The following is a 25,458-nucleotide window of genomic DNA, read 5'->3' as shown; positions in this document are numbered from 1 at the left end:
GTCCTGCCGGTTATCTCCACCGATCGGCAGGACACATTATGTATTGGCGCTTAAACGCTGTCCGACAGCTGTTGATAGACCAGATCCGCCGCGCGGCTTTCATGGATCACAGCCCGCCCGTTGGGCAGATCGTTTCCATCCAGCTTATGCGCGATGTCGTCTTCACTCAGACCAAAATGCTCCCACCGCGCACGCAAACGGCGACGTAGTTCGTCTTCGGGGACATCAATCATCACTGTCAGATCGAATGACTTCTCCAGCGCGTTCCAAGGGGCGCGATTGAGTAGAATGTAATTCCCCTCGACCAAGATCAGTTTCACATCGTCCGGAATGATCCGCGCACTCCCGCGCGAAATCTCCAGATCCCGATCAAACACAGGGACAGCTACGCGGGTCTCATTCGGGTCGCGCAGACGCTTTAGCACCGAGACGAAGCCGCCCACATCAAAAGTATCCGGCGCGCCCTTCCATGGACGGCGGCCCATGTCATGCAGCACAGCATCATCGTAATGAAAACCGTCCATCGGCAGGATCGCCACAGCATCGGGCTGCTTTGTGATCAACGCATCGTAAAGCCGTTCGACGGTTGTGCTCTTGCCCGACCCCGGAGCGCCCGCAATACCAATGAACTGGCGTCCAGGCAGCGTGAGCCGCTCTGATGCCGCCGAAACGAGCCCGTCAAAATCTACCGACTGCTGTGCCATGGTGACCTCCTCCGAAAATTCTGGCGCAGGTTATCTAAACGGCGCCCAAGGTCCAGCCAGAGATTGCGGTAATGGAATCCTTACCTCCCCTCCGCTCTGGGAACTTTGCCAAGCAGCAGCTGCGGGCTTAAAAGTTTAACAAGTAGTTTACATTGTTTTTTGTTTGGAGAGTTCATTTTATGTCCATTATCAACGTCCTCGACGTCGCCGATACCGCTATTCTAACCATTGGTGCTAGCATTACAGACAGGCACCTTGTTCCCTTTCCCCGCGGATGGGATGACAGCGCCTCTCCTCAAGTTTGGGAGGGTGGGACGATTGACGAAACCTACGAAGTTGGGCGCGATACATATCGTGTAACATTCTCTTATGACGAAGAAATCGGCTTCGTCGCTGGAAACGAGTCCCTGTACATCACGGGCAGTGCGCTTTCGGATGATGAAGATGACAATGGGTCCATGACATCGTTCGCAGCATACAATGGCGACTACTCCATGCTCTTTGTGTCCAAAGATCCTGTCAGCGAGCAAACTTTGCTTGGCCATCTGGACGCGGGAGAGGAAATCACGCCTGAGGTCCTGTCGGGCGACGACCTAATCTTGATCGCAGGACCGGGCGTGACAGTTCTGGCGCAGGACGGAAACGATACCGTAATTGGCGGCGCAGGCGCCGATGGGATTTGGGGTGACGCCGGGCACGATGTCATCAGCGGCAACAAGGGGAACGACACGGTTGTTGCTGGTGCGGGTAATGACACCCTCAGCGGTGGCGCAGGGAACGACAGCATTTGGGGGATGGGAGGCAAAGACAACATCTCAGGCGGTCGCGGCGCTGACCTGCTCGTTGGCAATGCAGGCAAGGACCGCGTTTTAGGCCAAGGCGGGAATGACACGCTCTACGGCAGCGCTGGTCGCGACGCTCTGATAGGCGGCAAAGGGGACGACTTCCTGACCGGCGGCAAGCATGCAGACAAATTCATTTTCACAGGCCGCGCTGGAAACGACACCATCACAGACTTCACAGACGACGATATTCTGGTGTTCAGGAAGAATGCAGAAGGCGCATCAGACATTTCCGTTCAACAGCAGGGGACAGACGTCCTGATCGACTATGGCAAAGGCACCATTCTGCTGTGGGACATCGCGGTGGACGACATCTCTCTCGACAATCACATGAGCTTCCTCTGACTGGCGGATGGCCATTTCATTGGCCTGCTATCACCGCCAACCCCCAAAAAGCGTGATTTGCGTGGTGGGTCTTTACAATTTATAGACGAAAAACTCAGCGCATTTTACGCTTCTCAAGGGGGCAATTTTGGCCACAATCAAAGTATTCGACGTCTTCTCATCTGTCGTCACGGTCTATGGCATGGACATTACCTCAGATGCGCTTGTCCCTCCGTCCACGTCATGGGTTGGCGACACCGCGCCGTCTGTTTTGCCTGGGGGGACCGACGTGGAAACCCTGGAGTTCGGCGGTATCACTTACGAAATCGAACTCTCAGCAGATGAAGTTCTGGCGTACCAGAGCGATGATGAGGTGCTTGGTCTGATCGGCAACGGCTTGTCTGACAACCAGAGCAACAACGGGGTAGTGACTTCGATCCTTTATGTTTGGGAACCTTTGGACACTTGGGACGAAGCCGGACTGATTTATGCGTCGCAATCCGGCCTCTCCGAAGCGTCGGTGCAGGCTCATATGGACGGGATTAGCTCTATCGTTCCTCTGGCATTGGCGGGCAACGATTTGCTGTTTAACGAAGGTTATTCCGGCCAGACTTTAGATGGTTTTGCAGGCAATGATCTGATCATCGGCAACGGCGGCAACGACACGCTGATTGGCAACGCCGGCAATGACTCGCTGCTCGGTGAAGGTGGCTATGATCGCCTGATCGGCGGTGCTGGTGACGACGAGCTTTACGGGTTGAACGGAAACGACAAGCTATTCGGCGGCGCGGGGCACGACACTCTGGTTGGAGACGAAGGGAAAGACCGCCTTTTTGGTGGGAAACAGAACGACTGGCTCGATGGCGGCGCCGAACGCGACATTCTGAAGGGAAATGCAGGACGAGACACGCTGACCGGCGGCACCGGCAACGACAAATTGTTTGGCGGCGCAGGTCGCGATACCTTTGTCTTCAACGCCTATGACGGGCGCGACAGGGTCGTAGATTTCGAAGCAGGGCTCGACCGCATTCTGCTGCAGAATATTTCGACAGACGGCCTCGACGACCTGACCTTCCGCCAAAAGGGCGATCATGCAATCCTGAATTACGGCGAGGGTAAAGTCATCTTCGTGGAGACGGATGTCGACGATCTGGCCAACTCCGACTTCATTTTCGGATAAAGAAAAGGGGCCGCTTGATCGGCCCCTTGTCGGTTATGCGGCGTTGCGGTCGGCGTCTGGCAGCCCGCGTTTAACTCGCGACATCTGGCGACCGAACTCTTCGCCCCACTCGGCGATGTCGTACTTATCAACCACGCGGCGAAGTTCTTTCATGCGAATTCGGCGTTCTTCTTCGGGCATCTGAAGAGCCATATAGATCGCCTCGTCCATTGCACGGTTCGAGAACGGATTGACCAGCACCGCGCTGCTGAGCTCTACTGCAGCGCCGGCAAATTCCGACAGGACCAGAGCGCCATCGCCATCAAGGCGGGATGCCGCGAACTCTTTGGCAACGAGGTTCATGCCGTCCGCGAGCGGTGTGATCCACGCCACGTCCGCCGCTTGGTAATAGCCAATCAGGCGGTCAAACGGGATCGCACGTGACACCAAGGTCACCGGTGTCCAGTCGAAAGTTCCGAACCGGCCATTGATGCGACCTACAGTTTCCTCGATCTCAGACTGGATTTCTTGGTAAACGGTCATTGCACGGTTCGCCATGACCGACACATGCAGCAGGCGCACTTCACCCCGCAACTCTGGGTGCTGCTCCAACAACCGCTCAAAGCTGTTCAATTGCTGGACACCGCCCTTGGTGTAATCTGTACGACCCACCGAGAGAACCAACTTGCAGTCGCCCAATTCCTCGCGAATTTCAGCTTTCTTCTTGGCTGCATCTTCGGACCCAGCAACCTGTTGGATATAGTCCATATCGATACCCACAGGCGCCACACCCACGATGACCTCGCGGTCGTCGATGGAAAGCTTAGTCGCCACAGCGCGTTCGGTCAGGGCAGTACCTTCGGAGATCAGGTCATCTTCGACGCGGACACGCTCAGTTACGTCAGCATCGGTGAGGCTCTGCACCACAGAAACGAAGTTTGCGGCATAACGCGGGATGTGGAAGCCGACGACGTCACAGTGCAGTAGGCTTTCGACGATCTCTTTGCGCCACGGCAAAATGTTGAACACGTCCGCGCTGGGGAAGGGCGTGTGATGGAAGAAGGCGATTTTCACGTCCGGACGCATCTGACGCAAGTAGCCGGGCACGAGCCACAGATTGTAGTCGTGCACCCAAACCAGGGCACCGGGCGCGGCTTCGGCGGCGGCCGCTTCAGCAAAGCGCCAGTTCACTTCGCGGAAGTTAGGCCAGTCCACAGGGTCATAGTCATAGCGCTCTTTGAAAGAGTGCAGGATCGGCCAAAACGCCTCTTTCGAGGTGACGTGGTAGAACTGGCGCACCTGCTCTGCGGACAACGGCAGACGCGTGACGTTGTACTTGCCGTATTTATCCTCAATCTCGACCACGGGTTCGAAATCAGGGTTCGAAGTGTCTTCGGCAAGTTTCCAAGCGACCCAAGAGCCCTTGTCCACGTTGCCAAAGAAACTCTTCAGCGTGGGGACAATGCCATTGGGGCTTTTATTTTCCTTGAAGACGATTTCACCGTTTTCCTCGACTTCTTCGTAGGGTTGGCGGTGATAAACGATCACGAGATCGGATTGCATTTGGGCGTCCTTTCCTCTGTTCCGTAAGGTCGGCGGGTCTTAGGCCGCGGGGTGCATATTCATTTCGCGAATGGCTTCGCGGATGCCAGCCGCGCCAATTGCGGTGGCTTGGTAAACGCTCTCGATGTCTTTGACGGCCTCGAGCAGACCCTTTTCAGAGCCACCAACAGCTACGGCGGGCAAGCCAGTCTGAAGCATCGACAGGTCGTTAAAGGTATCGCCAGCCACGAGTGTCTTGCGCTGTTCGATCCCAAGATGCTCCAGCAGGCGAAGGATCGACGGCCCCTTGCTGACGCCCTTCGGCAGCACGTCAAAGAACTGCTCGGCGCTGATCAGGTGATCCAATCCCAGTTGGTCGACAATCTCGAACGCGAGCGGATCGAATTTCAGCGGGTCGTAGTCAAAGCTCATCCGATAGCGAAATTTCGTTGGCTGCAGCTTGAGCCCCATGATCGGGTCAAGACCCATGCGCACGCGTGTCGCGGTGTTTTCGCCCCAGGCAGCGGCGATTTCTTCTTCCAACTCGGGGATCGGTGCAATCCGGCCGTCGTCGGTCACTTCTGCAATTGTGGTGCCGACATCGCCCACGACGTATTCGGGGCGCGGCACACCTTGGGTTTCGCAGAGTTCAAAGATGAACTCGGGATCGCGGCCAGTGACAAAGATCAAACCCACGGTGTCGCGGTTGTCCTCGATCCAGTCATACAGGGCAGAGCGATCCGACTGCTCACCCCCCAGAAACGTTCCATCCAGATCGGTTGCCAGAACAAAGTCTTTCTCTGCGATCTTCGGGCGGTCCAGTGTCAGGGTGTCAGTCATGAAATCCTCTCGGCTAAGTTGGCAATTGCGGCGGGGTTGGCGGGATGGTCGAACAAGACGTCCATCGCACGCGGCTCCGCCTCGATCGGACGCGACCACAATTCGGCAAAAGTCTGCCCCAGCGGGGCGCCCTCGTGCAGAATGGCGTTCACAGCCCTGCAGATTGGCAGGTCCAGACCCAGCTTGTCCGCCAGTTGGGCGACAGAGCGGGCATTAACCTCGCCTTCGACCACCACGGGGCGGCCTTCGAAACATTCCCCGCGGGGAATCCCCTGCCCCAATTGCGTCCCCAGCGACATGTTGCGCGAGGTCGGGCTAGAGCAGGTCAAGGTTAAGTCGCCCGCGCCGGACAGACCGGTCACGGTCTCGCGGCGGCCACCAAGGGCATCGGCGATCGTTTTCATTTCATCCATGCCGCGCGTGATCAAAGCTGCGCGGGTGTTCTCAGCGAAACCTGCGCCAGTCATCATACCGCAAGCGACGGCAACGACGTTCTTAACCGCGCCGCCAATTTCGACGCCAACCACATCGTCGCTCACGTAGGCGCGGAAAGCCTCGGTCGACAGGGAGACAGCAAAGCGCGCAGCGACGCTTTCATTCGGATTTTCGCGGTCTGCCTTTGTAAAGGGGAAGGCGACTGTTGCTGCGGTCGGATTGTTCAGTGCGGTTTCATGCGCGAACGTTGGGCCCGAAATGACACCAACGGGGCGATCTCCCAGTTCTTGGGCCGCGACCTGAGTCATGAGGAGCCCGGTCTCGGCCTCAATCCCTTTGGCGCAGACAGCGACTGGCACGCCGGGTGCGATGTGTTCTGCCACTTGCGCGCAGACGCTGCGAAGCACGCGCGAGGGCACAACGATCATCACGGCCTCGGCTCCTGCAAGAGCAGAACCCATGTCGGCGTCAGCCTGTAGTGAATTCGGAAGAGGGATGTCGGGCAAGTAGCGGGTGTTCATCCCCTGCTCTCGGATCGCATTTAATACCTGCGGATCTCTTCCCCAAATCGTGGTGTGGGCTCTTGCCCGAGCGGCTACGGCGGCTAGGGCTGTTCCCCAGGCGCCACATCCAATAACGGTGATGGCCTCGTAACGGCGGGCCATAAGAGGTGTTGACGGGTCTTCACTCGATGATTGCGGCATGTTCCTTAATCAATTTGGTGCGGTTAAAAAGCGACGGGTTGTCGGCGTTTTGCGCCAGACCTCACCATCCTAACCGACGAAACCGTGAAAGGTTCCGCTGCAGGTGCAAAATGTTTCATTTTTCTTCGCACCTGCGGAAATCGCCCGATTTCGGGTCACTTTCGGTAAACAATCAGCAACAAGAACTAGCCAAGTGAGAGAAAAATTGGTCTGTTAATGAAACGTTAACGCTCCGAAAAACGTCTCACAGCAATGAAGATGCCTTTTTTGCAAACTTTTTGGTTCGTTGCGGCAACAAATTGTTCTGAAAGCTGCGCTGTATGAAAAAGCGGAGTTGCGTTACGGTGATGTGCTGCCTAAACGCATAGGCGTTACCAGTTAAGAACCCAAGTCGGGAAACTTTTTAAAATGTTGATGCAAGAGTCTGACGACGTCGACTTTGATATTCGCGAGTTTACACCTTACATGCTGAACGTGGCCGCCGAAGCCACCAGCGATGGATTCTCTCGCTACTACCGTGAAAATTACGGCATGACCCGCACCGAGTGGCGCGTCCTGTTTCACTTGGGCCGCTATGGCAACATGAGTGCGAAGGAACTGGGTCAGCAATCCAAATTGCATAAAACCAAAATTTCGCGCGCGGTCGCCGGATTGGAAGAGAAAGACTTCCTGACCCGTGAACAACGCCCCGAGGATCGCCGCAGCGAGACGCTGATCCTGAAGCCGGACGGTATCGCCGCCTACTCATCTCTGATCAATTACGCTGAAGAGTTCGAGAACCAGCTCGCCCGCGCTTTGGGTGTCCGAGATGCGCGTGCGCTGAAGCGCGCTCTGGCCAAACTTGTGGCATCTGGCCGCCGTTAAGGCGCACCAGCATCGAAGATGCAAGTGAGGCAAATTTTGCCTCGCTCTTAGGGCAGCGTTTTCAGTAGGTTTGAAAGACTTGGCTCGTCTACGGCCTTGGCCGCGCGGCTCGCAGACATCCACTTGCGCTTGCGCTCGCCGTCTTCTGGATACTTGCGAACAAGCTTCGCCAAACGCGCTTGGAACACCTCCACGCGCAGGGGCAGAACCTCGCCCTTATCCAGACGCTTCATGTAATTGTAGTGACCGATCAGGATCGGCGCCTTGGTCGCAGTCACGATCCCCGCTTCTTCCCAACCTTCTTCCAAAGCCGAAACCTCGGGCGATTTTCCGTCTTTAATCCAGCCTTTCGGCAGCACCCAGCGCCCCGAGTCCCGTGAAGTCACGAGCAAGTACTCGCGATCCTTCTCCTTGCCCCGATAGCACAGTAGAGCGACTTGGGATGCGGACGTGCTCTTTGACATATGATTAAGGTCTTTCGACACTAAACCTGCCGCACCGAACCGCGCAGGCCTGTTGCAATTTGGAACTGATAAGGACGCAATTCCAGAGCACGCACAAGTCACGAATGCCGTGATCCATCAAGCACTAATGAACCGGCGGCAGGACGTACCTAGCACCGGTTCACGACGGATGTGTAACAGCGTCTTAGATAGAGCCGCCCTCGACCATGTAACTGCTGGCCGAGCACATCGCTGCATCATCAGACGCTAGGAAAAGTACCATTCTCGCCACATAAACAGGATCAATTGGATCCGGCAGACACTGGCGCGTCAGGTGGGCATCCAGCGCCTCTGGTGTGACCCACAGCTCCTTTTGCCGTTCGGTCATGATCCAGCCAGGGATGACTGCGTTCACGCGAATGCGGTGCTGCCCCAAATCTCGCGCCATTGTCCGCGTCAGGCCCTGTACGGCGGCTTTGGCAGTCGTATAGGCAGGGAACCCGCCACCCGCCTCGAACCAACTGTTTGAGCCCATATTGATGATGGCACCGCCCCCTGCGGCGATCATATCCGGAGCTACTGCTTGGATTGAAAAGAACATGTGCCGGATGTTCGTGGCTTGGCGTTCGTCCCAGTATTCGGGCGTGACGTCCTGCCAATTGTGGCGATCATCACGGGCGGCGTTGTTCACCAGCACTTCCGCTGCACCGATCCGTGCCTTCAGGTTCGCCATGGCATCGCGCAGCGCGTTGATGTCTCTTAGGTCGCAAATCTCGTAGGTGACATTGTCATACTCGGCGCTGAGGCGTTCTGCGGCCTGAGCATCCAAATCCAGAAAACCCACCTTCGCCCCCTGCTCTGCAAAGCCTTTGACAATACGTGCGCCGATACCGGACGCACCGCCGCTCACATAGACCACGCGCCCCTTGAGGCTTGGGTAAATCGCAAAATCTGACATGGTTTCTCCTCTTCCAAGCACTTGATAGCGCTAAACTTGCCTCGTCGAAACCGTTTCATGCGCAACATCGTACGTGCTGACGACGAAGGCGCTGCTCTTCACCCGACAGTGAAACCCAAAATTCCGGCAGGCCTGTGACAATCGGATCGAGATGACCTAAGGAAAGCTCAGAAGCCGAAGTCGAGTCCGATATGCCTCACAGAACCGCAAAACAGACAGAAAGTGACCGCCTAAATCAGCGCGCCGGACTGGCCTCCGTCGCGGTGGCAACTACGTTAGTGCTGGCGAAACTCTGGGCTCTGGCTGCGACGGGCGCACTCTCGGTCGGCGCGTCCTTGGTGGACAGCGGACTCGATCTGATGGTGTCACTCGCTGGCTTGGCCGCGATCACCTACGCCGCCCGCCCACCGGACGAAGACCACGCACACGGCCACACGTCGGCCGAAGATTTAGCAGCTCTGGCGCAATCGACCTTCATCCTAGGGTCTGGCGCGGCGATCCTCTGGGCTGCCACGCGCCGGATGCTCTCACCTGATCACACGAAGCTAACGTCTGAAACTGCGGGTGTTGCTGTGATGGTGCTCTCGATCGTGCTGACCCTCGCTCTCGTGGCATACCAACGCCGCGTTGCATCCACGACTGGCAACAAGGTCGTGTCTGCGGATAGTTTGCACTACATCGGCGATCTGGTCCCAAATATGGGCGCAATCGCTTCTTTATTGGCGGCGCGGCAGCTTGGCCTGACACTCATCGACAGTTTGGTGGCAATCGGCGCGGCACTCTTTATGATGTTTGGCGCGTTCAAGATTGGGAAAACCGCGATTGACGCCCTAATGGATCGACAAGCTCCGGACACCGAAATCGAGGGCATCTCGGCAATTGCGGGCGCCTACCCCGGCGTGTTGGGATTTCACGATCTTAAAACGCGCATGGCTGGTTCGCGGACTTTTGTGACATTGCATATTGAATTGGACGGGGATCAATCCCTGTACGACGCGCACGAGATCAGCGCTGGCTTGCGGTCTAAAATCCTAGAGGCCTATCCCCACACAGACGTCATGATCCACAAAGACGTCTGGTTTCCGCCAAAAGACTAGCTCGCCATCGCGAGCCCGCTCGCAACATCTCGCAATGCCCGAGCCTCTGCAGCGGTCAGACACATGCGCGCGGCGGAGCCATATGAATTCCAACCTTGCCGAAGCGTAGGAAAAGTCTGGAACAAGCGCGCCAAATCTTTGGGTGCGATGGTCTGCATCGCCTGCGGGCCAGGCAAGAGTGTCTCGGAGAGCATTCCCTCGGCGCAGACAATCTCGTGTTCATCGCAAGCAAAATGTACATAAGTGACATTCGGTTGCGGTGCGCGCACGATCGTCGAGCTATTCACAAGTTGAGCCGCCGAAACCAACACCTCGGGCACGCCAAAGAGCAACTCAACGTCTACCCCAGTCACAAGCACCCGATGCTGCGGTGACAGATATACATCGCGTACGTTGCCCATGGCCCCTGCCCGAAACAAAACTGGGGCGTTCTTTCCTTGTCCGCTGATGGTTCGGCGCGATGTCCATCGCACCGTAGACGGACCATGGTCCAAAGTGAGAACCATGTCCCCGTTCTGCAGATCTTCGACAGCCCGCGGACCGCCGGCGGTGTCAATCAAAGTGCCTTGGCCAAAGCAGATGAACATCTCGTCCACGCCCGACGTGTAAATCCCGCCATACTCGACACCGTTCCACGTTCCCAAGGTGACTTCGGTCACATGCTTGTGGTGAAAATCGGGAATATCATAGTCCATGATGCGCACCCCGTAGGTGCCATTCGTGAACAAAGTAACTTCGATATCTACCGTGTACGCAACGCCCTTGGCGACAATCGTTGAGTCCGTGTAGAGGGCGATTTCTTGAGGGGTGAGTGTGACATTCGGCCCAATGACGACCTCGCCGGGTGCGGTCGAGCTGCCATCGAAACCATCATTATCGTGTATGACGCCATCGTTGTTGGCATCACGCATAATGAACTCGACATAGCCTGCCGGATCAACGGATAACCCGTTTCCGATTGCATCCAAGTTGTCGGGATCTGAGGCACTATAGCCGGGCCACAAGCTGGGGACGTACCATCCCCATGTCTGAATATCTGCCATCTGCCACTCTCTACGCCCATTCGACTAGCGTAGATTTTTACAGAGGCCCTCGGCGAAATCCGAGCCCGCCTGTGGGATAGCGAACAGCTCTTTAGGTCAGAATGATATGCGTTGGTATTACCTTCCCCGCGGGGAAGATTACACGCAAGGAAGGATCAACCGGACACGCGTGCCGACGTCCTCGGTGCTTTCGATTTCGACCCGACCACCGCAGTCGTTGGCCAACTCGATAACCGACGCAAGACCAAGACCAGAACCTTTGCCCTTGCCCTTCGTGGTGAAATAGCGCTGACCCACTTTCTTAAGTGTATCCTTGTCCATACCGCAGCCACTGTCGGCAACAGTCAAAACCTGACACATAGGCTCGGATCCGACGCTTGGCACGACGTACTGACGAACAGCAATCTCACCCGCACCAGAGATTGAATCCCGAGCATTGGCGATCAGGTTGAACAACGCAGAACGGACACGCACAGGATCGGCGAACACGCGCGTGCTGCTTTCCTCGGTCTCGATTTTAAGGGAAATCTGACGGGATACGATGTGATCAAGAAGTTCAACCTCGTTCTCTACGATTTCGGCCAGATCAACCTCGGCCATACCGTTGCCATCGTCGTGCACGAAATCAAGCAGGCGACGGGTCATACCGCGTCCCGTATGCGCGGACCGCGATAGGCGCCGCACCAACGCACTCAGGTTGTCATCCTCGACATTCATGTCCAGCAAACGCGAAATCGCCTCGACCGCCGCAAGCAGATTGTTGATGTCGTGCACAACGTCAGCCGCAAGTTCACCCATGACACGCTGACGCTCTGCGCGCTGCTCTAGCTCTGCCACGTCGGGAGTCCGACCAGCACCAGAGTCAGGCAAAGCGCACTTGATCGCTGTTGCGGTCTTGATCTGTCTTTCCATCGTCATCCGGCTGCTCGTTTCCTCTAAGAGGCTGGGTTGTGCGTTTGTTTCAATCTGCAACCAGTAATACGCAAAACAAGGGGATCAACAAACGACGATTACTGCAAAGGCAACTATTCATATATCGAAGGTATGCTATTGGCGCGTTTGGCCGTACCCACGCATCTCTGTCAAACAAGGATATAAGGACTATCCGATTTTGCCTTGGACTAATCCCTTAGCATAGCGGGTGAAAAAAAACTACCGACGCAAGTTGGTTGGCACGCTTTTGGCTATCTGATCAACATGACCGATATACACCACAACTTCGACCAAGCGATTCCCTGCCCTCGGGCCTTCCTGCGTTCAGAACCTCAGTCGCTTGAGGTTGCGTTGGATTTCGGAGCGGGAAGAACGCCACGTCCCGTCGGATCTGTTGAATGGGACGACACCCGCCGTCAGGCGGTTCTACAGTGGGACGCACGCTTCGTGGCCGACCCTCTGCCACTTTCGCCGATCCTCGTGAGGCGCCATGCGGGAAGTTTGAGACCGCGCAAAGGATGGGCATTCGAAGGAGCCCCTGCCCTTCTCGGCGATAGCATGCCCGACGGTTGGGGCCGCCTTTTGGCGGACCATGAAATTCGCGCCAGCGGAGGCAGTCCGGCGCAGACCGGGCCGCTCACACGTCTGTCCTTGGTGGGACTACATGGAATCGGCGCGCTCACTTTCCGCCCCGCCTACCCTCTGTCAGAACCGGGTGCGGTTTCACTCGACTGGTTCGCGGCCTTGGCGGCCGATGTGGGCGATTGCACAAACATTGAGGAAGTCACGCGCCTGAGGAATGCAACCGGTGGCACTCATGGGCAAAAGCCCAAGCTGTTGGCCCAATTGTCCCCCGATGGAGAAGACCTGCGAAATCACCGCGCACCCTTGCGCGAAGGTTGGCGACACGTCCTAATCAAGCGCCGCGGTCGAGAGGATCGCAACGGCACGATCGAGGCCGAGGTCGCCTACGGCATGATGGCCCGCGAGGCAGGTCTGACGACCACGTGGATGGGTATGCTCCGTTCTAGTGCCCGAGAACATTACTTCGCGACCGAACGTTTCGACCGCGTCGGAAATGCGCGGGTGCATGTGCAAACCGTCGCGGCCCTCTTCGGACTCGATTTCCGGACCGCAAACCTAGACTACATTGAATTGCTCAAGCTGACGCACGCCCTCACTCGGGATGAACGACAGGTACACGAGATGATGCGCCGCATGATTTTTAATGTGCGCGCTGTGAACCGCGATGACCATCTCAAGAACCACGCATTCATGATGGACCACACAGGCCGATGGTCTTTGGCGCCTGCCTATGACCTATCCTATAGTTATGGCCGCGGCGGTCTCCACTCACTGTCCGTGGCGGGCAACCGGCACCAGCCCGGTCGTATCCACTTCCACGACGTGGCCCGTGCTATAGGAATCGAGCGTGAGACTGTTTGGGACATGATCGCCAAAGTCGATGACGCCCTAAGCCGCTGGCCCGAATTTGCCGAAGCCTGCGCCGTCCCAAAACTCCTGCGCCGCAGCATCCAAGATGCCATCGAATGTGCGCGCAGTTGGACATGACGATTTGATCAGCCCTCGCGCCCGTTGGCGTAGGGGCTGATCCTTCCTATATCGAACCCAGACTGGCATCTGTCGCTTCAGAGGGTTCCGATGGGTTATTTTAAAACTGCACTTCTCATGGCTGCCATGACGGCCCTGTTTATGGGGCTAGGCTATCTGCTGGCGGGTGCCGGCGGGATGCTCATCGCGCTTGTCATTGCCGGTGCGATGAACATCTTCACATGGTGGAATTCTGACCAGATGGTCCTGCGCATGCACAACGCGCAGCTCTTATCGCCCGGCGATCGATCTGGCATTCAGCAGATGGTAGCTGACTTGGCGCGCAATGCAGACATGCCTGTGCCCGCAGTCTACCTGATCGACACGCCGCAGCCCAACGCCTTTGCCACAGGCCGGAACCCACAAAATGCAGCCGTCGCTGTAACCAGCGGCATCCTCCGTGTCTTGAGCCGCGAGGAACTGGCGGGCGTGATCGCCCATGAGCTTGCGCATATCAGAAACCACGACACCGCCATCATGACGGTTACGGCGACCTTCGCGGGTGCGATTTCCATGCTCGCAAACTTTGCACTATTCTTTGGCGGCGGGAACCGTGACGAAGAAGGCAATGGCGGGCTGGGTCTGATTGGCACACTTGCTATGATGTTCCTTGCTCCCATTGCCGCCGCACTGGTTCAGATGGCGATCAGCAGAAGCCGTGAGTACGAAGCAGACCGGATCGGTGCAGAGATCTGCGGCCATCCTTTGTGGCTTGCATCGGCGCTTGAGAATATTCAGCACGGCGCGGCGCAGGTCGACAACATTGCGGCAGAGCGCAATCCAGCGACCGCACATATGTTTATTATTAACCCGCTCCACGGGCGCAAAATGGACAATCTGTTCGCTACACACCCCGCCACAGAAAATCGGGTTGCTGCCTTGCGCGCGATGGCGAACGGCTCAGAACCGCATGCACCCCGACAAACGACTGTTTCGGCGTCCAGCATTCCGAACACTCGAAGAAAGCGCCACAAAAACGGCCCTTGGACCTAAATCCCCGCTGCAATCTTCCCCACGGGGAAGAAAAGCGAACTTTCCTCTAATACACATTTGAAAATCTGAAATCCGCCTTGCGACATGAGCGCAAGGCGGGTCATACTTCTGTGAGTAACTTCTAATACGTGCGGCTGTTTCCGAGTGCACCTGTCCCAGTTGTCCGCCAACGGATACGGTATGGTACATAGGCTAGCGAACTACAGAAACGCTCCAAAGATCGCCATGGCGCTGGCTCTCCTCGTCTTGGCCACCTCCATCTCTGTGCTGCTCGGATGGGCGTTTGAGATACAAGCTCTGATCAAGCCACTTCAAACAGCCTCTCCAACACAATTCTCCACAGCGCTCTGCCTAGGGCTAGCGACGCTTCCAACCGTACTCCGAACGCGTTACAAACAGGCTTGGCATGCCTTGCTCCCGTTTGCGGTAATCGCGGTGATCGCGGGGCTTTCATTAGCCTCTCACTGGTTTGATGGGCTGACCTTCATCAACCACATCTTTCGACCGACGAACCAAGAACAGGGCGCGCTTCCAGGACAAATGTCCGTAAATTCCGCACTGCTGTTCTTGTCGGTCGCAACATACGGCAGCCTGATCCGTGTCGCACGCCCATCGGCGGCGCTTTCGGTGCTAGGGCAGGCGGCAATTGTCGCTCTGCTCGGCGTCACAATATCAATGCTAGGGCTAATCTTCAGCAACCTGCCGACACCCGTCCGCTGGAGCAGCAACCCGACAGATACTGGGCCAATCACTGCGCTAGGTGTCATGCTGCTCTTTCTGGTGCAGCTTGCAGAGAGTACAGATGAAAACGGGTTACCACTGCGGCTCTTGGATATCGCCGAAGTCGTCGCCACAGCCGTGATCGCTGGCGCCATGCTGTTCTTTGGCATTTTGACTTTGGCGGCACCAAACGCTTTAAATCAAACCAATGCAGATCGCATGGCGCGGTATTTTGAGCATGAAGTCGCCAAAGCGTCAGCCACGTTTTATGTCGCAAGTCACGCGCTTACCACCGAACCGCATGAGGGCAGGGACCACGACCATGCCAGTACACGCGCGTGTCGTAGCAGTCGGATAACCCTGATCTTTACCTTTGAGCTCCAACCCAACGAAATTCACCAAGTGGATTGCACATACGGCGTGACACGTCCCAGCCCAGGAGGGAGCGTCTACAAGTACTTCGACAGTTGGCAACAGGGGTGGCAAGACACCAATCCAACAACGACCGGAACAGTCATCACGTATTGCATTGCTGATACCAGATGTAGTGTCTACGTAAGCTCGGCAACGAGCATTCATCCCTCTGATAGTAATATCTACGTCATGACCGTGAACCTCGGCCTAATCCTTCAGGACTATCTCAAGACCCAAGTCATCGACGCAGCCAAGATAGAATTCATCGATCTGAAGCGATGGATTGAGTCACTGCCACAGGGCATCTCACAAGATGAAGCACTGCAAAGTTTTGACGCGTTTCTTTGGTCCTCTGGCTTGGAGCCATTTGATCTGCGGAGCGAACGGATCAAGTTCGCCACGATCTTGATGTCGATACTCTTGCTCGGCGCCATACTCGGGGTATTTATCCTGACGCAGATCAGCCAACGCACGCACACACAGTTCCAAGAGGCCTCAAGGCAGCTGTCGATCCGGCAATTCTACACGCGCCGCTTTGTTTACGCAGCGGCTCATGACCTGCGTGCGCCACTGCGAGGCATTGAGCAGCTATCCGCGTGGGCGCGCGACGATCTGGAGAACGGGGAAACGGAGTCTCCCAATCGCTACATGGCTCTGATCAATTCGCGCATCCAGCATCTGAGCCGGCTCATCGAGGGCATTCTAGACCTCGCACGCTTGGACAATCGCGAAAACAAAACAGACCAGCTTCCCGTGAACAACGCGATTGAGGCGGCCGCAAACCTGTATCGCTCGCCTAAGATCACCGTTGAGACGACTTATGGCTCCCCGAACATGGTCATTCATTACGAATATGAAGGGTTGGTCCGCGTCCTCAACAATCTACTGGCAAACGCTGTTAGTCATCACGATCAAGAAGAGATCACAATCGCGGTGAAGACATCTTATCAGGCCGACAATCTGCGGATCGAGGTCGAAGATGATGGTCCCGGCGTTCCAGAAGGCCGGCACGAGATGATTTTTGAGCTTTTCCGTACCTATTCCGGAAACAAGGAGCACACAGGTGTCGGAATGGGCCTCGCCATGGTGCGCCGGCTGATCGAAGAGTGGGGCGGAACAATTGTCGTGGAGTCGCCCGCCAAAGAGGGCAGGGGGGCCAGGTTCGTCATCCTGATCCCGCTTGATTTGGTCTGGAAGCGCGCTCCTTAAGCCTCGTAATTTTTGAGCTTCATCCGTGCCTTCGCACCCAAATCTTCCAGCAACACGCTCGCCAAACTGCTCTTGTTCTCTAGGTGATCAATGATCTTCTTCAGCGCGGCGGAGAAGTCTTCCATATAAAACAGTGCTGAAATGCCGTGTAGCTTATAAGCGACAAAGCTCGCGCGCTGGAAATCTTTGTTACTAAGTAGATCAATCATCGCGTCAACATCTTGGACCATGCGCGCAAGTGCGAGTGGGTAAAGCTCAACAAGATCCGGATCCGAAAGACCTTGGGGAAAAGAGGAATTTTCTAAATCGTCCATGGCAATAATTCACACAATTTTTAGTTGTTTTGCCATACAAGCGAATTCGCACAAACATGTTTCTATAATTGTAAGTCGATAACTGTCAGATATTCCGGTCTAACCCTTCCTCTCGCCTTTGTTTTTGCCTGAGAAATTCGGCTAATTTTGCATTTTCACACAGCAGTGGCTGATTGAATGGTTGCAGACTGTGACATTGAAACAACGCACCCTGCGGCAGTGCAGCAAGTAACTCGCAGATGTGAAATTCTACTACATATAGACATTATGATCCGACTCTGCAGATTTCGACACAACATTCGGCTTCCAAAAACCCTTCCCCGCAGGGAAATCATTTTTCTGCTGGTGCGATTGCAAAGCAGCCTTTGCATAAAGAGAACCGATTAGCTCTGCTTCCTTAGGATAGGTTCAGTATAGTCGACTCAACCACTCCCTCTAGCGCGAACGGCCGTCCCACGATGAAACTCTTTGCCAAGATCCTTGATATTCTGGGTCAGCGTCGCGCCGTCTTGCAGCCCACAACGCTCTTCGCCTCAGCAATCGTCTTACTAGCAAGTGTTCTGTCTGTCGCGCTCCCAGACATGTCGCACTTAATTCCTATCGCTGCCAGACCGATAGACGCGGTCGCTGTTGTCACTCTTTCAGGGCTTCTGTGCGCATCAAATCTCGGGTTCATGAGCGTCCAGACAAAGCGGGCAGCGGCCAGCGGCGTCATTTTTCTGTGTACAGCGTCATTAGCGGCTCTGTTTGGCATCAATCTTGACCGAACTGCGGACCTTGCGCGTTTCAACGCATGGGTTCTAGATCCCGAGATCGCGTTGGCAGTTGCCATAGGCGCGCGCGCCATCCTTCGATCAGACAGAGAGCCGGCGTTCATGAATCTGTCTCGGCACGCACTCTATGTCATCATCCCAGCCTTCGGCATCTTGTCGACACTCACAGGCATGGCCGCCGAGCTCCAAGCAAGCAGTTGGCAACCGGTCGTAGGCATCAATCTCCCCCTCGCAGCCCTGATGCTGATCATTGCGCTCGTTGAGTTCGCGAAGCTCCCTCAAAGTCGCAATCCGAACATGCTTGGGATCGCGCTACCTCTGCCTGCCATTTCCTACTTCATCTTCGCTGGCATGTTTCGTCATGTAGCAACAGGAGATACGGCCGGACTCCTCCTAGATTTCGTCATCATCACGATCCTGATCACAGGCGCTCGTTTCCTGACAGGCGCGGTCGACGTCTTTTTCTCGATGGTCGATAGCGCGGATAAGCGAAACGCGATGCTTACTCGGCAAAATAACGTCATCCAAGACCTGCTCTATGCTTTGGCGCATGACCTCCGCTCACCCGCTCGAGGCATTGTTCAGACCTCGGAATGGCTGCGCGAGGACCTAAAGGCCAAAGACTACGAACAGCTCCAACAGCGCACCGATATTATCAGCGATCGCGCCGAAGCTCTGTACGAACGACTTGATGCGTTTGTGGAATACGTGCGTCTCGGGCGCTTTGTCGCGAAGCGTCAGACCGTCGCGTTAAACTTATTAGCTGAGAACCTCGTTGACGCCATGCCGCACGACGCCAAGAAGATCATTACTCTTCATGGCCATGAGCTCACGATCCAAACGGACGAAAGCGCTCTTGCATCCATCCTCTCGAACCTTCTCGAGAACGCGGCCATCTATGCAGATCAAGACGCGCCAGAAATCCACCTGACTTGGAATACTCAAGGCGACGATCTTATGATCAGCGTCTACAACAACGGCCCCAGCATTCGTCAGGGCGCCATTCCCAAGATTTTCCAACCGTTCCGTGGCGCGGTCAGTAACACCGTACAAAATGGGATGGCTCTAGCGATCACAGCGCGACTGGTCGAGGCTTTGGGCGGCAAGATCGCGGTTCATACGGACCCTGCCTCGACGAAGGGCACCGAATTTCGCTGTGCGATCCCGCTCCGCAACGCTTCTGCACAACACATCGCATAAAAAAGCCCCCCGAAAACGGGGGGCGAGTGAGGCAGTTTTCCCTTAAGGGGAACCGTTAATCCAAAGTCTCAAGGAACTGACGGATGGCTTGCTCCAAGCGCTCCTGATCCATGGATGAAAAATCGCGATCTAATTTGATCTCTAATTTACCCTGAGCTGCGGTGCATTTCGCCGACCGGTCGCCAACCGCCAAAGCGAAACTAGTCTTCGATGGGGCAGGGCGCTTTGCACCAGACTTGCCAGCTGCCATCTTGGTAGGCTGAGCCTCTTTGGCGAAGCTGCGCAGAATTTCTAGCTCTTCTTCAGCAGTTCGGGAGGGCAGGGCATCCAACGATTTGACGATTTTTTGGCCAAAAGCGCCGTCCGCCTCTATCAGAGACGCCAACGACAACCCCAAAGCACGCGGAATTTGCGGCAGATAGAGCAGATGCCCATCTAGTTCACGCACCAACCGAATGAAATTCCGGATATAGCTGCGCTTTTGATATCCGGCTGACTTATATAGTGTCGCAACCGCCTTATCAGGTTCTGTTTCGTCGGTTTCAGGGTCATTTGCGTATTCAAGCGCAAGCTTGGCCATCTCACCGAACGAGATATCTTTGCGCACCAAGTTCTCATCGACCATACGGCGGTAGAGGTCTTCGAGTGTGTCGCCCGCTTCTGTCACAACAGCCGGAATGGCAGCGAACTGCTCATCACCTGTCGCATCAAAAAGTTCGCGGTAGGCCGAGAGGCGACGAAACCCTTGGACCAGCTCATACAGCCCATCGGTCCGTGTTTCGAGACGGATCGGGTTCGAAAGCCCGATCTCCGCGATCGATCCTTTTAGCTCTGCGAGCTCCAGATCCAATCCTTTGGCGCGGTCACGGGTCAGTTTGCTGGTCGAAATCGCATTCAGCGGGACCAATTCCATAACAAGGCCCAAGCCTTTGAGCCGAACATGCTCATGGGCCAGCGCGTCATTCTCGGCGCGGATTTTTTCCTCGATCTCTTGACGCTGGCGGGTGCTGTTCGCCGCCTCAGAGATCGCGGTGGCCATAGGTCCACGACGCGGGGCAGGGGCGCTGGTGGGAACGGCCGCTTCCGGCGCATCCGTTGGCATCTCTGTGGGCATGTTGATGTCGAACATCCGGCGTTTCTTTGCCATGGTCGTTCTCCTCAGATCTTGTCCCAAGCGGTGATGATGTTGCCGCGGAATTCTTCGTAAGCACGGTCAAAGCTTGCTCGGGCACGGCGCCATGTTTCGCGGGTCATATCGCGGTAATCGATTTCGTAGACCGATGCGAGAAACCGACCAGATTGCTCGACTGCGCGTGTCATCTCGACCGGATTGGTTGTGACGTGTTCGCCAAAAACCTTCTGAAAGGCTTCGTACATCGCGCGATGTAACTCATTCCCTGGCTCGTAACGGGTCATCAGGAATTTGATATCGGCAAAGGCCTTGGGCAGGGTCATATGACATCCCGGAACACTGCCCTGATAGCCAGCAGACAGGTCCTCCAACGCTTCGGCAAGCTGACCGATAAAGCTCGTGGTCGAGTCGTATTCCCAGTATCCGGGTCCCGAGGGAATGTAGAGCATGTCCGCCGCGAAAACCGCGTTCATAGACTGATAGCCAATGGCGGGCGGGCAATCGAAGATTATTAGATCGTAGGCGTCGTGCGGAATGCTATCGAGATAGCGCGAAACACAGGCAAAGAAGCTCCATTCCGGGTTCAAATGACGATACTGCGCGCTGGCAAATTCGACAAATGCCGCGTTGGCGCAGCTTGGAACCACATCAATTGTGCTCCATGCGCTCGCCTTGATGAAATCCGCAGGGCGGAGAGCATCAAGACCCATCTCACGGATAGAAGCTGGAATTTGCCGCTGGGGCAGGGCGGTCCCACTTGCCGCGCCAACGACCGCTGCATTCATCCGATCAGTTTCGCGGATCAGGTCGCGCGCCATGATGCCCCAAACAGTGTACTCTTCGGCCACATCAGTTAGACCCATCGAGTGGGATAGCGTCGCCTGCGGATCGAAATCTACGAGGAGAACCCGATACCCATCCAACGCAGCCGCATGAGCGAAGTGTAGCGCAACCGTCGATTTACCCGCACCACCTTTGAAGTTGGCAATCGCCGCACGGAAAGCGCGCTTACCCTCAGGGCGCGGCGGCAAGAGGGACTTCTTGTTCACCTTGATCCGGCGGCGCAGTTCGTTGATCTCGTCCAATGTGAACCAACGCTGACGGCCATCAGGTTCAACCTCGCCGCTCGGCAAATTCGGGTCCGAAGCCAAACGCCCACGGAAGGTCGACTGATTAATCCCAAGGATCAACTCAGCCACCTCCCAGCTCGAAAACCGGCGAAGATACTTGATGTTCTCTGGACTGAATGTCTGCTGACGGATCCAGCTCTGCAATTTCAGAGATTGGGCCTGAAGGTGGCTCAGTTCCTCGTAGGTGTACACAGCCTGTCTCACAACGTTATTTTCTGCTCATCTACAATTTACGCCGAAACAGCATTCAACGCAAAACAAAAATCCTGTGGAATTAACGTCTTGCCGAGAAAGCGATCGCGACATTTATCCCACATATAGTCTCTCAGAGCGCACAAGCATCACGAATAAGACTAGATGCGCTCTGGACGCTTTTTCGCCAAAAGCCTTGAATTGGCAAGGTATTAGCGCGCCTTCATGACACATGGAGCAAAACGCTAATACCGAACCTCTCACTAAAAAACCACGAAACCTCAGCAGGTTGACAGCTGTCAACTCTGACAACTGCCATTTCCTGCACATCACATCGCCCTTTGATTTTCGGTCGCAAGTAACGCCATAATCATCGGCCCAGGAGAGAAGGCGCCAGATTCAGCCTTCGAGGTCAGCGCGCGCAGATATCCACCCGGGCTGCGAATTTCACTCGCCCTTTGCAATATGCCGACGACAGTGATTGCAGCAGCCTCGCTTCCCATCGCAGCTTCTGCACGTCTCCACGCATCATCCGAAATCCCAAGCATGGGCCGGATGAAATTGGCAGCTGTCACAAGTTCGGGCCAAGAATGGATACCAGTTGGAATGTAATCGTTCAGATCCGGGCAAGCTTTTACCACGAGATAGAGTGGAAGCTTCGGCTTCGCCTGAGGGGAGGGCTCAACCTCGGCCGCCCATTCCTTTTTTAAGGAAGGTTCAGAATCTGAATGTTTTATGTTTGAATATTGTAAGTGCCGCTCATTTACATCGTCATTGCCGCTCATATTGTCAGATTTATTATGAGAAAGAATGACATTGACGTCGGTGAGCAGCTGATCAGCGATCAGATTTAACTCATTCAGCTCATCTGCATAGAGCTTACGGCGAAGCGAACGCTGCACCAGCTTTAGTCGATCCTCAACCTGATCCCAGTTACCTTCAGCCTCTTCTTTACCAAAAGCAATCAGCTTCGCGGCGTCGCGTAAACGGAGCACCACAGCCTCGCGCAAGCGCTTTAGACGTAATGCCGCCGCCCGTGCCTCTCTGGCCGCCTGCCCAATTTCTGGCAGCCGTACAAGAAGAGGACGCAAATCGAAACCAAATGCCCGATCAATCCCCCCATCAACACCTCGCGCTGCATAACGCTTGCCGTTCGGGCTGTCGTGTCGGATGATGAGTTGCGCATTGACCAAAGCTGCGAGATGCCGCCTAAGCGTGCTCTCTGCCATACCGTGGGCGCGTTCAGACAAAGCCGCGTTGGATGGAAAGACAATAGTCCCCTCGCCATCGGCCAAGCTATCATGGGGATGGAAACTAACAAGCGCATGCAGCACCGCGAGGTCACGATCTGTCACACCAAAGGCCAGGCGCGCCGCCGTGAGCTCTTTGATGATTGTCCACTTGTCAGGCACAGTGTCAGGGATCGGCGCCTCGAGCATTTGCTGAGCTGCCAATTGTCCTGCCGAAACCGGCCGCCGCCCAAAAGGCGTCGTTGAGATGTGTTCCATAATTTGTCACGACGACACAAAAAACCATCCATCGGACTCAACGATGGTTGACAGCTGTCAACTCCCAAGGGTAGGTTCGAAGTGCTAAGACGAATTGGCCTCTCGGGATGTATGTCCTGGGGGGTCTTTTCTTTTCTGGTGTCGGGGTCGTGCCTCCTTTTCCTGTTTCAAACTGCTCTTGTTTATTCGCCCGAGTTCTTCAGAAACTCTGAGTGAATGCGATCAAGGTTCTGGATCAACCAGTCGTCAAACCCATCCTTGTCTTTTAACGTCAGGACAGTTTTGTCGCCTTTGCGGCTGACTTCCCCCAACGGTTTTCCGGCACCCGTGCGCAGCTCCTTGCGTGTGTTGCGCTTGGGTAGTTTCTCTGGCGCCAACCCGTCGAAGACCGCCTGAAAGCGATCGTCCGAGGTTTGCCCCTGCGCCATGTCAATGATTTGCTCAAGGGGGCGCCCCTGCATCCGCGCAGCGAGCGCGAGCCAGCGGTCTCGTCCCACGCTGGGGGCCGCACCAATCGCCATAATAATGGGATAGGGCACCGCGTCCGTCACAGAGAGCATGCGGCTGATAACGGTCTTGTCGATATGCAGCGCGTCGCAAATGACTTTGCGCTCAAAACCGTTCTCGACCATCTGCCGCGCGAAATTCGCCTTCTCGATAAACGTCAGGTCTTTGCGCGCTGCGTTCTCTTGGCCTTGGGCGACAATCAGGTCCCGATCGTTGAGCACCCGAACCATTGCACGGACCGGCATGCCCAATTCACGCAGAGCTGCAACTCGACGTCGGCCATAGACGATCTCGTAGCGGTTGCCATCTGTTGGCGACTGCCTCAACAAGACGGGCACCTGCTGGCCATATTCCTTTATAGACGAGACGAGCGCCGCCAAACCGTCTGGATCGTCGTCAAGCCGGTCCTTGAGGCCAGCGTCGTCAATCAGCTCCGGAGGAATTTCGGCAAGAGCGCGCGTTTTCAGGTCAGCGATCTGCTGGCTCACAGCTCCAATCGCACCAGTCGTCCGACGCGGTTTAGCCGGAGCAGGCGCATCCTCTCCGGCGGGGTTTGAGAGATTTCCGAGAAGGTTCTTGCGTGCCATCAGCGCCCCCAAGCCTTCTGGATCAGATCCTCAATCTCACCATTCACATTGTTCAGGCTCTCCATAGCCCGTTCATAGGTGGCGCGATGAAACTGGTTCTTTTCGACTTCATACAGGGTCTGTTTGGTGATGCCGGCATCACTAATCGCAGTAGACTTCAGCGCGGTGTGGTTCAGCACATGCTCGCCAAACATGGACCGCATAAAGCTGACCATTTGGTTCTGCGGACCATCACCAGGTTCGTAACGCGTCACAAGGTACCGCAACCAGTCGTAAGACATGTCCCCGCCGGCCTCTGCAACGACCCCAAGCAGATTGGAGGTCATCAGTAGGAACTGACACATGGACATGACATCAAGCATTTGGGGATGAACCGTCACCAGTACCGCGGTCGCCGCGGAGAGCGCGGACATGGTCAGAAACCCCAGCTGAGGCGGGCAGTCTATCACAACAACGTCGTAGCTGGCCTCCACTTCGGCAAGTTTCTCGCCAACGCGGGTAAAGAACAAATCGCCAGACCGCTCTGCCAGAGCTTTGGGGGTGTCGTGTTCGAACTCCATCAAGTCCAGATTACCCGGAATGATGTCGAGATTGGTAAAATAGGTGCTCTGGATCACATCCGCTAACGGAACAGGATCATCATAGCGGATCGCATCATACAGCGTGCCGCCGTCCAACAAGTCGAACTCCGGCTGAAACCCGTGCAAAGCCGAAAGGCTCGCCTGCGGGTCCAAATCCACCGCTAGAACGCGATAGCCGTCAAGCGCGAGCTTCTGCGCCAGATGTGCAGAAGTCGTCGTCTTGCCTGAGCCGCCCTTGAAGTTGATGACCGTAATCACCTGCAGGTGGTCGCCCTCAGTCCGGCCGGGCAGGTAGGTCCCAGGCACCTTGGCGCCCTTTTCGAGCATATCGCGCAGTGCTTGGACATCTTCGGTCGAGTAATAGCGGCGGCCACCAGTGCGAATTTCGGGCTCTGGTCCGCGACCATCCAGATGAAGTTTGCGCAGATACGCGTCTTTGACACCGAGTAGGTTTGCGACTTCGCCGCTCGTGAACTTTCGCAGGGCACGTTTCGCATCTGGTGGGAACAGCTGCGTGCGGTGGGCTTGCAGGCGTTCCGACAAGCTTGCAGCATGCTGCCCAACCAATAGATCTATGCGGCCCTGTTGTGCCATTCGTTCAGTCTGCCCTCGGTGTGACGCCGTTTGTTACGGTTATAGGCGTCATATTCTCTAGTTAGCGTAATTAATGGCCTACGCATCCCGAGTCTGACAAGCACT

The 25,458-nt window shown here is 55.8% G+C and carries 22 protein-coding genes; 8 read left to right on the top strand and 14 right to left on the bottom strand.

The annotated features are described in order from the left end of the window. Nucleotides 1–50 precede the first annotated feature (50 nt). Entirely contained in the window at nt 51–704 is a 654-nt protein-coding gene (locus tag BM225_RS11980; protein WP_092464518.1) for a nucleoside/nucleotide kinase family protein, read from the bottom strand. Nucleotides 705–883: 179 nt separating this feature from the next. Here BM225_RS11980 and BM225_RS22310 point away from each other — a divergent pair, with 179 nt between their 5' ends. Both BM225_RS22310 and BM225_RS11970 read left to right on the top strand, forming a co-directional pair. Further along, nucleotides 884–1,891, top strand: coding sequence for a calcium-binding protein (locus tag BM225_RS22310; RefSeq protein WP_092464516.1), 1,008 nt, complete (start codon nt 884–886; stop codon nt 1,889–1,891). Nucleotides 1,892–2,018: 127 nt separating this feature from the next. Continuing rightward, nucleotides 2,019–3,050, top strand: a complete 1,032-nt coding sequence (locus tag BM225_RS11970; RefSeq protein ID WP_092464515.1) for a calcium-binding protein — start codon at nt 2,019–2,021, stop codon at nt 3,048–3,050. A gap of 33 nt (nt 3,051–3,083) precedes the next feature. Here BM225_RS11970 and ggpS read toward each other — a convergent pair whose 3' ends face one another. The 3 genes from ggpS to BM225_RS11955 are packed head-to-tail and all read right to left on the bottom strand — an operon-like array spanning nt 3,084 to nt 6,511. Next, the gene (gene ggpS, locus BM225_RS11965) at nt 3,084–4,592 is read right to left on the bottom strand and encodes a glucosylglycerol-phosphate synthase (protein WP_092464513.1); all 1,509 of its coding nucleotides are present in this window, start codon (nt 4,590–4,592) and stop codon (nt 3,084–3,086) included. A 39-nt stretch (nt 4,593–4,631) separates the two neighbouring features. Then, nucleotides 4,632–5,411 (bottom strand): HAD family hydrolase, encoded by a 780-nt coding sequence (locus BM225_RS11960; protein ID WP_092464511.1) that lies wholly within the window; start codon nt 5,409–5,411, stop codon nt 4,632–4,634. Then, nucleotides 5,408–6,511, bottom strand: a complete 1,104-nt coding sequence (locus tag BM225_RS11955) for an NAD(P)H-dependent glycerol-3-phosphate dehydrogenase (RefSeq protein WP_245780471.1) — start codon at nt 6,509–6,511, stop codon at nt 5,408–5,410. Before BM225_RS11955 ends, BM225_RS11960 begins: the two co-directional genes overlap by 4 nt. 447 nt (nt 6,512–6,958) lie before the next feature. On the opposite strand from BM225_RS11955, the gene BM225_RS11950 reads away from it, so the two are divergent. After that, a complete protein-coding gene (locus BM225_RS11950) occupies nt 6,959–7,414 on the top strand; it encodes a MarR family winged helix-turn-helix transcriptional regulator (RefSeq protein ID WP_245780470.1) in 456 nt (151 codons plus the stop codon). A 47-nt stretch (nt 7,415–7,461) separates the two neighbouring features. On the opposite strand, the gene BM225_RS11945 is transcribed toward BM225_RS11950, so the two are convergent. Both BM225_RS11945 and BM225_RS11940 read right to left on the bottom strand, forming a co-directional pair. Next, complete coding sequence (locus BM225_RS11945) at nt 7,462–7,878, bottom strand: NUDIX hydrolase (RefSeq protein ID WP_092464507.1); 417 nt, start codon at nt 7,876–7,878, stop codon at nt 7,462–7,464. A gap of 184 nt (nt 7,879–8,062) precedes the next feature. Beyond that, nucleotides 8,063–8,815, bottom strand: a complete 753-nt coding sequence (locus BM225_RS11940; RefSeq protein WP_092464505.1) for an SDR family NAD(P)-dependent oxidoreductase — start codon at nt 8,813–8,815, stop codon at nt 8,063–8,065. A gap of 191 nt (nt 8,816–9,006) precedes the next feature. On the opposite strand from BM225_RS11940, the gene BM225_RS11935 reads away from it, so the two are divergent. Continuing rightward, entirely contained in the window at nt 9,007–9,912 is a 906-nt protein-coding gene (locus tag BM225_RS11935; protein WP_092464503.1) for a cation diffusion facilitator family transporter, read from the top strand. On the opposite strand, the gene BM225_RS11930 is transcribed toward BM225_RS11935, so the two are convergent. Together BM225_RS11930 and BM225_RS11925 are read right to left on the bottom strand one after the other, a co-directional pair. Then, on the bottom strand, nt 9,909–10,955 hold the full coding sequence (locus BM225_RS11930; RefSeq protein ID WP_092464501.1) for a Hint domain-containing protein: 1,047 nt from the start codon (nt 10,953–10,955) through the stop codon (nt 9,909–9,911). The genes BM225_RS11935 and BM225_RS11930 overlap by 4 nt on opposite strands. Nucleotides 10,956–11,093: 138 nt before the next feature. Next, entirely contained in the window at nt 11,094–11,873 is a 780-nt protein-coding gene (locus BM225_RS11925) for a sensor histidine kinase (RefSeq protein WP_092464499.1), read from the bottom strand. A gap of 279 nt (nt 11,874–12,152) precedes the next feature. Between BM225_RS11925 and BM225_RS11920 the strand changes: the two genes are divergently transcribed. The 3 genes from BM225_RS11920 to BM225_RS11910 all read left to right on the top strand — a co-directional run bounded on the left by BM225_RS11920 (nt 12,153) and on the right by BM225_RS11910 (nt 16,835). Further along, nucleotides 12,153–13,460 carry a type II toxin-antitoxin system HipA family toxin gene (locus BM225_RS11920; protein ID WP_092464498.1) on the top strand — a complete coding sequence of 436 codons (1,308 nt, stop codon included), beginning with the start codon at nt 12,153–12,155 and terminating at the stop codon, nt 13,458–13,460. Nucleotides 13,461–13,550: 90 nt separating this feature from the next. Then, entirely contained in the window at nt 13,551–14,492 is a 942-nt protein-coding gene (gene htpX, locus BM225_RS11915) for a zinc metalloprotease HtpX (RefSeq protein WP_092464496.1), read from the top strand. Nucleotides 14,493–14,717: 225 nt separating this feature from the next. Continuing rightward, nucleotides 14,718–16,835 carry a sensor histidine kinase gene (locus BM225_RS11910; RefSeq protein WP_177218611.1) on the top strand — a complete coding sequence of 706 codons (2,118 nt, stop codon included), beginning with the start codon at nt 14,718–14,720 and terminating at the stop codon, nt 16,833–16,835. Here BM225_RS11910 and BM225_RS11905 read toward each other — a convergent pair. Beyond that, complete coding sequence (locus BM225_RS11905) at nt 16,832–17,149, bottom strand: hypothetical protein (RefSeq protein WP_092464492.1); 318 nt, start codon at nt 17,147–17,149, stop codon at nt 16,832–16,834. The two genes, BM225_RS11910 and BM225_RS11905, sit on opposite strands and share 4 nt — an antisense overlap. Before the next feature lie 509 nt (nt 17,150–17,658). On the opposite strand from BM225_RS11905, the gene BM225_RS11900 reads away from it, so the two are divergent. Beyond that, nucleotides 17,659–19,122, top strand: a complete 1,464-nt coding sequence (locus BM225_RS11900; RefSeq protein WP_177218610.1) for a sensor histidine kinase — start codon at nt 17,659–17,661, stop codon at nt 19,120–19,122. Between the two features lie 55 nt (nt 19,123–19,177). Here the strand turns inward: BM225_RS11900 and BM225_RS11895 are convergent, their stop codons facing one another. The 5 genes from BM225_RS11895 to repA all read right to left on the bottom strand — a co-directional run bounded on the left by BM225_RS11895 (nt 19,178) and on the right by repA (nt 25,353). After that, nucleotides 19,178–20,269 carry a ParB/RepB/Spo0J family partition protein gene (locus BM225_RS11895; protein ID WP_092464488.1) on the bottom strand — a complete coding sequence of 364 codons (1,092 nt, stop codon included), beginning with the start codon at nt 20,267–20,269 and terminating at the stop codon, nt 19,178–19,180. 11 nt (nt 20,270–20,280) lie between these two features. After that, nucleotides 20,281–21,576, bottom strand: coding sequence for an AAA family ATPase (locus BM225_RS11890; RefSeq protein ID WP_092464486.1), 1,296 nt, complete (start codon nt 21,574–21,576; stop codon nt 20,281–20,283). A 329-nt stretch (nt 21,577–21,905) separates the two neighbouring features. Further along, nucleotides 21,906–23,084 (bottom strand): plasmid replication protein RepC, encoded by a 1,179-nt coding sequence (gene repC / locus BM225_RS11885; protein WP_092464484.1) that lies wholly within the window; start codon nt 23,082–23,084, stop codon nt 21,906–21,908. A 182-nt stretch (nt 23,085–23,266) separates the two neighbouring features. Continuing rightward, on the bottom strand, nt 23,267–24,178 hold the full coding sequence (gene repB, locus BM225_RS11880; protein WP_072702554.1) for a plasmid partitioning protein RepB: 912 nt from the start codon (nt 24,176–24,178) through the stop codon (nt 23,267–23,269). Continuing rightward, a complete protein-coding gene (repA, locus tag BM225_RS11875; protein WP_092464483.1) occupies nt 24,178–25,353 on the bottom strand; it encodes a plasmid partitioning protein RepA in 1,176 nt (391 codons plus the stop codon). Before repA ends, repB begins: the two co-directional genes overlap by 1 nt. Nucleotides 25,354–25,458: the final 105 nt, after the last annotated feature.

Source organism: Donghicola eburneus (assembly GCF_900115865.1).
GTDB classification, from domain to species: Bacteria; Pseudomonadota; Alphaproteobacteria; order Rhodobacterales; family Rhodobacteraceae; genus Donghicola; species Donghicola eburneus.
This window is presented reverse-complemented; position numbering and strand designations above follow the sequence as displayed.

What these genes read in the sequence shown, in the direction of transcription:
- BM225_RS11920 (WP_092464498.1), top strand. Translation starts at nt 12,153, where the DNA reads ATGACCGATATACACCACAACTTCGACCAAGCGATTCCCTGCCCTCGG.
- BM225_RS11955 (WP_245780471.1), bottom strand. Translation starts at nt 6,511, where the DNA reads ATGGCCCGCCGTTACGAGGCCATCACCGTTATTGGATGTGGCGCCTGG.
- BM225_RS11945 (WP_092464507.1), bottom strand. Translation starts at nt 7,878, where the DNA reads ATGTCAAAGAGCACGTCCGCATCCCAAGTCGCTCTACTGTGCTATCGG.
- BM225_RS11940 (WP_092464505.1), bottom strand. Translation starts at nt 8,815, where the DNA reads ATGTCAGATTTTGCGATTTACCCAAGCCTCAAGGGGCGCGTGGTCTAT.
- BM225_RS11980 (WP_092464518.1), bottom strand. Translation starts at nt 704, where the DNA reads ATGGCACAGCAGTCGGTAGATTTTGACGGGCTCGTTTCGGCGGCATCA.
- BM225_RS11895 (WP_092464488.1), bottom strand. Translation starts at nt 20,269, where the DNA reads ATGGCAAAGAAACGCCGGATGTTCGACATCAACATGCCCACAGAGATG.
- BM225_RS11905 (WP_092464492.1), bottom strand. Translation starts at nt 17,149, where the DNA reads ATGGACGATTTAGAAAATTCCTCTTTTCCCCAAGGTCTTTCGGATCCG.
- BM225_RS11910 (WP_177218611.1), top strand. Translation starts at nt 14,718, where the DNA reads ATGGCGCTGGCTCTCCTCGTCTTGGCCACCTCCATCTCTGTGCTGCTC.
- repB (WP_072702554.1), bottom strand. Translation starts at nt 24,178, where the DNA reads ATGGCACGCAAGAACCTTCTCGGAAATCTCTCAAACCCCGCCGGAGAG.
- ggpS (WP_092464513.1), bottom strand. Translation starts at nt 4,592, where the DNA reads ATGCAATCCGATCTCGTGATCGTTTATCACCGCCAACCCTACGAAGAA.
- BM225_RS11930 (WP_092464501.1), bottom strand. Translation starts at nt 10,955, where the DNA reads ATGGCAGATATTCAGACATGGGGATGGTACGTCCCCAGCTTGTGGCCC.
- BM225_RS11935 (WP_092464503.1), top strand. Translation starts at nt 9,007, where the DNA reads ATGCCTCACAGAACCGCAAAACAGACAGAAAGTGACCGCCTAAATCAG.
- repC (WP_092464484.1), bottom strand. Translation starts at nt 23,084, where the DNA reads ATGGAACACATCTCAACGACGCCTTTTGGGCGGCGGCCGGTTTCGGCA.
- repA (WP_092464483.1), bottom strand. Translation starts at nt 25,353, where the DNA reads ATGGCACAACAGGGCCGCATAGATCTATTGGTTGGGCAGCATGCTGCA.
- BM225_RS22310 (WP_092464516.1), top strand. Translation starts at nt 884, where the DNA reads ATGTCCATTATCAACGTCCTCGACGTCGCCGATACCGCTATTCTAACC.
- BM225_RS11950 (WP_245780470.1), top strand. Translation starts at nt 6,959, where the DNA reads ATGTTGATGCAAGAGTCTGACGACGTCGACTTTGATATTCGCGAGTTT.
- BM225_RS11925 (WP_092464499.1), bottom strand. Translation starts at nt 11,873, where the DNA reads ATGACGATGGAAAGACAGATCAAGACCGCAACAGCGATCAAGTGCGCT.
- htpX (WP_092464496.1), top strand. Translation starts at nt 13,551, where the DNA reads ATGGGTTATTTTAAAACTGCACTTCTCATGGCTGCCATGACGGCCCTG.
- BM225_RS11960 (WP_092464511.1), bottom strand. Translation starts at nt 5,411, where the DNA reads ATGACTGACACCCTGACACTGGACCGCCCGAAGATCGCAGAGAAAGAC.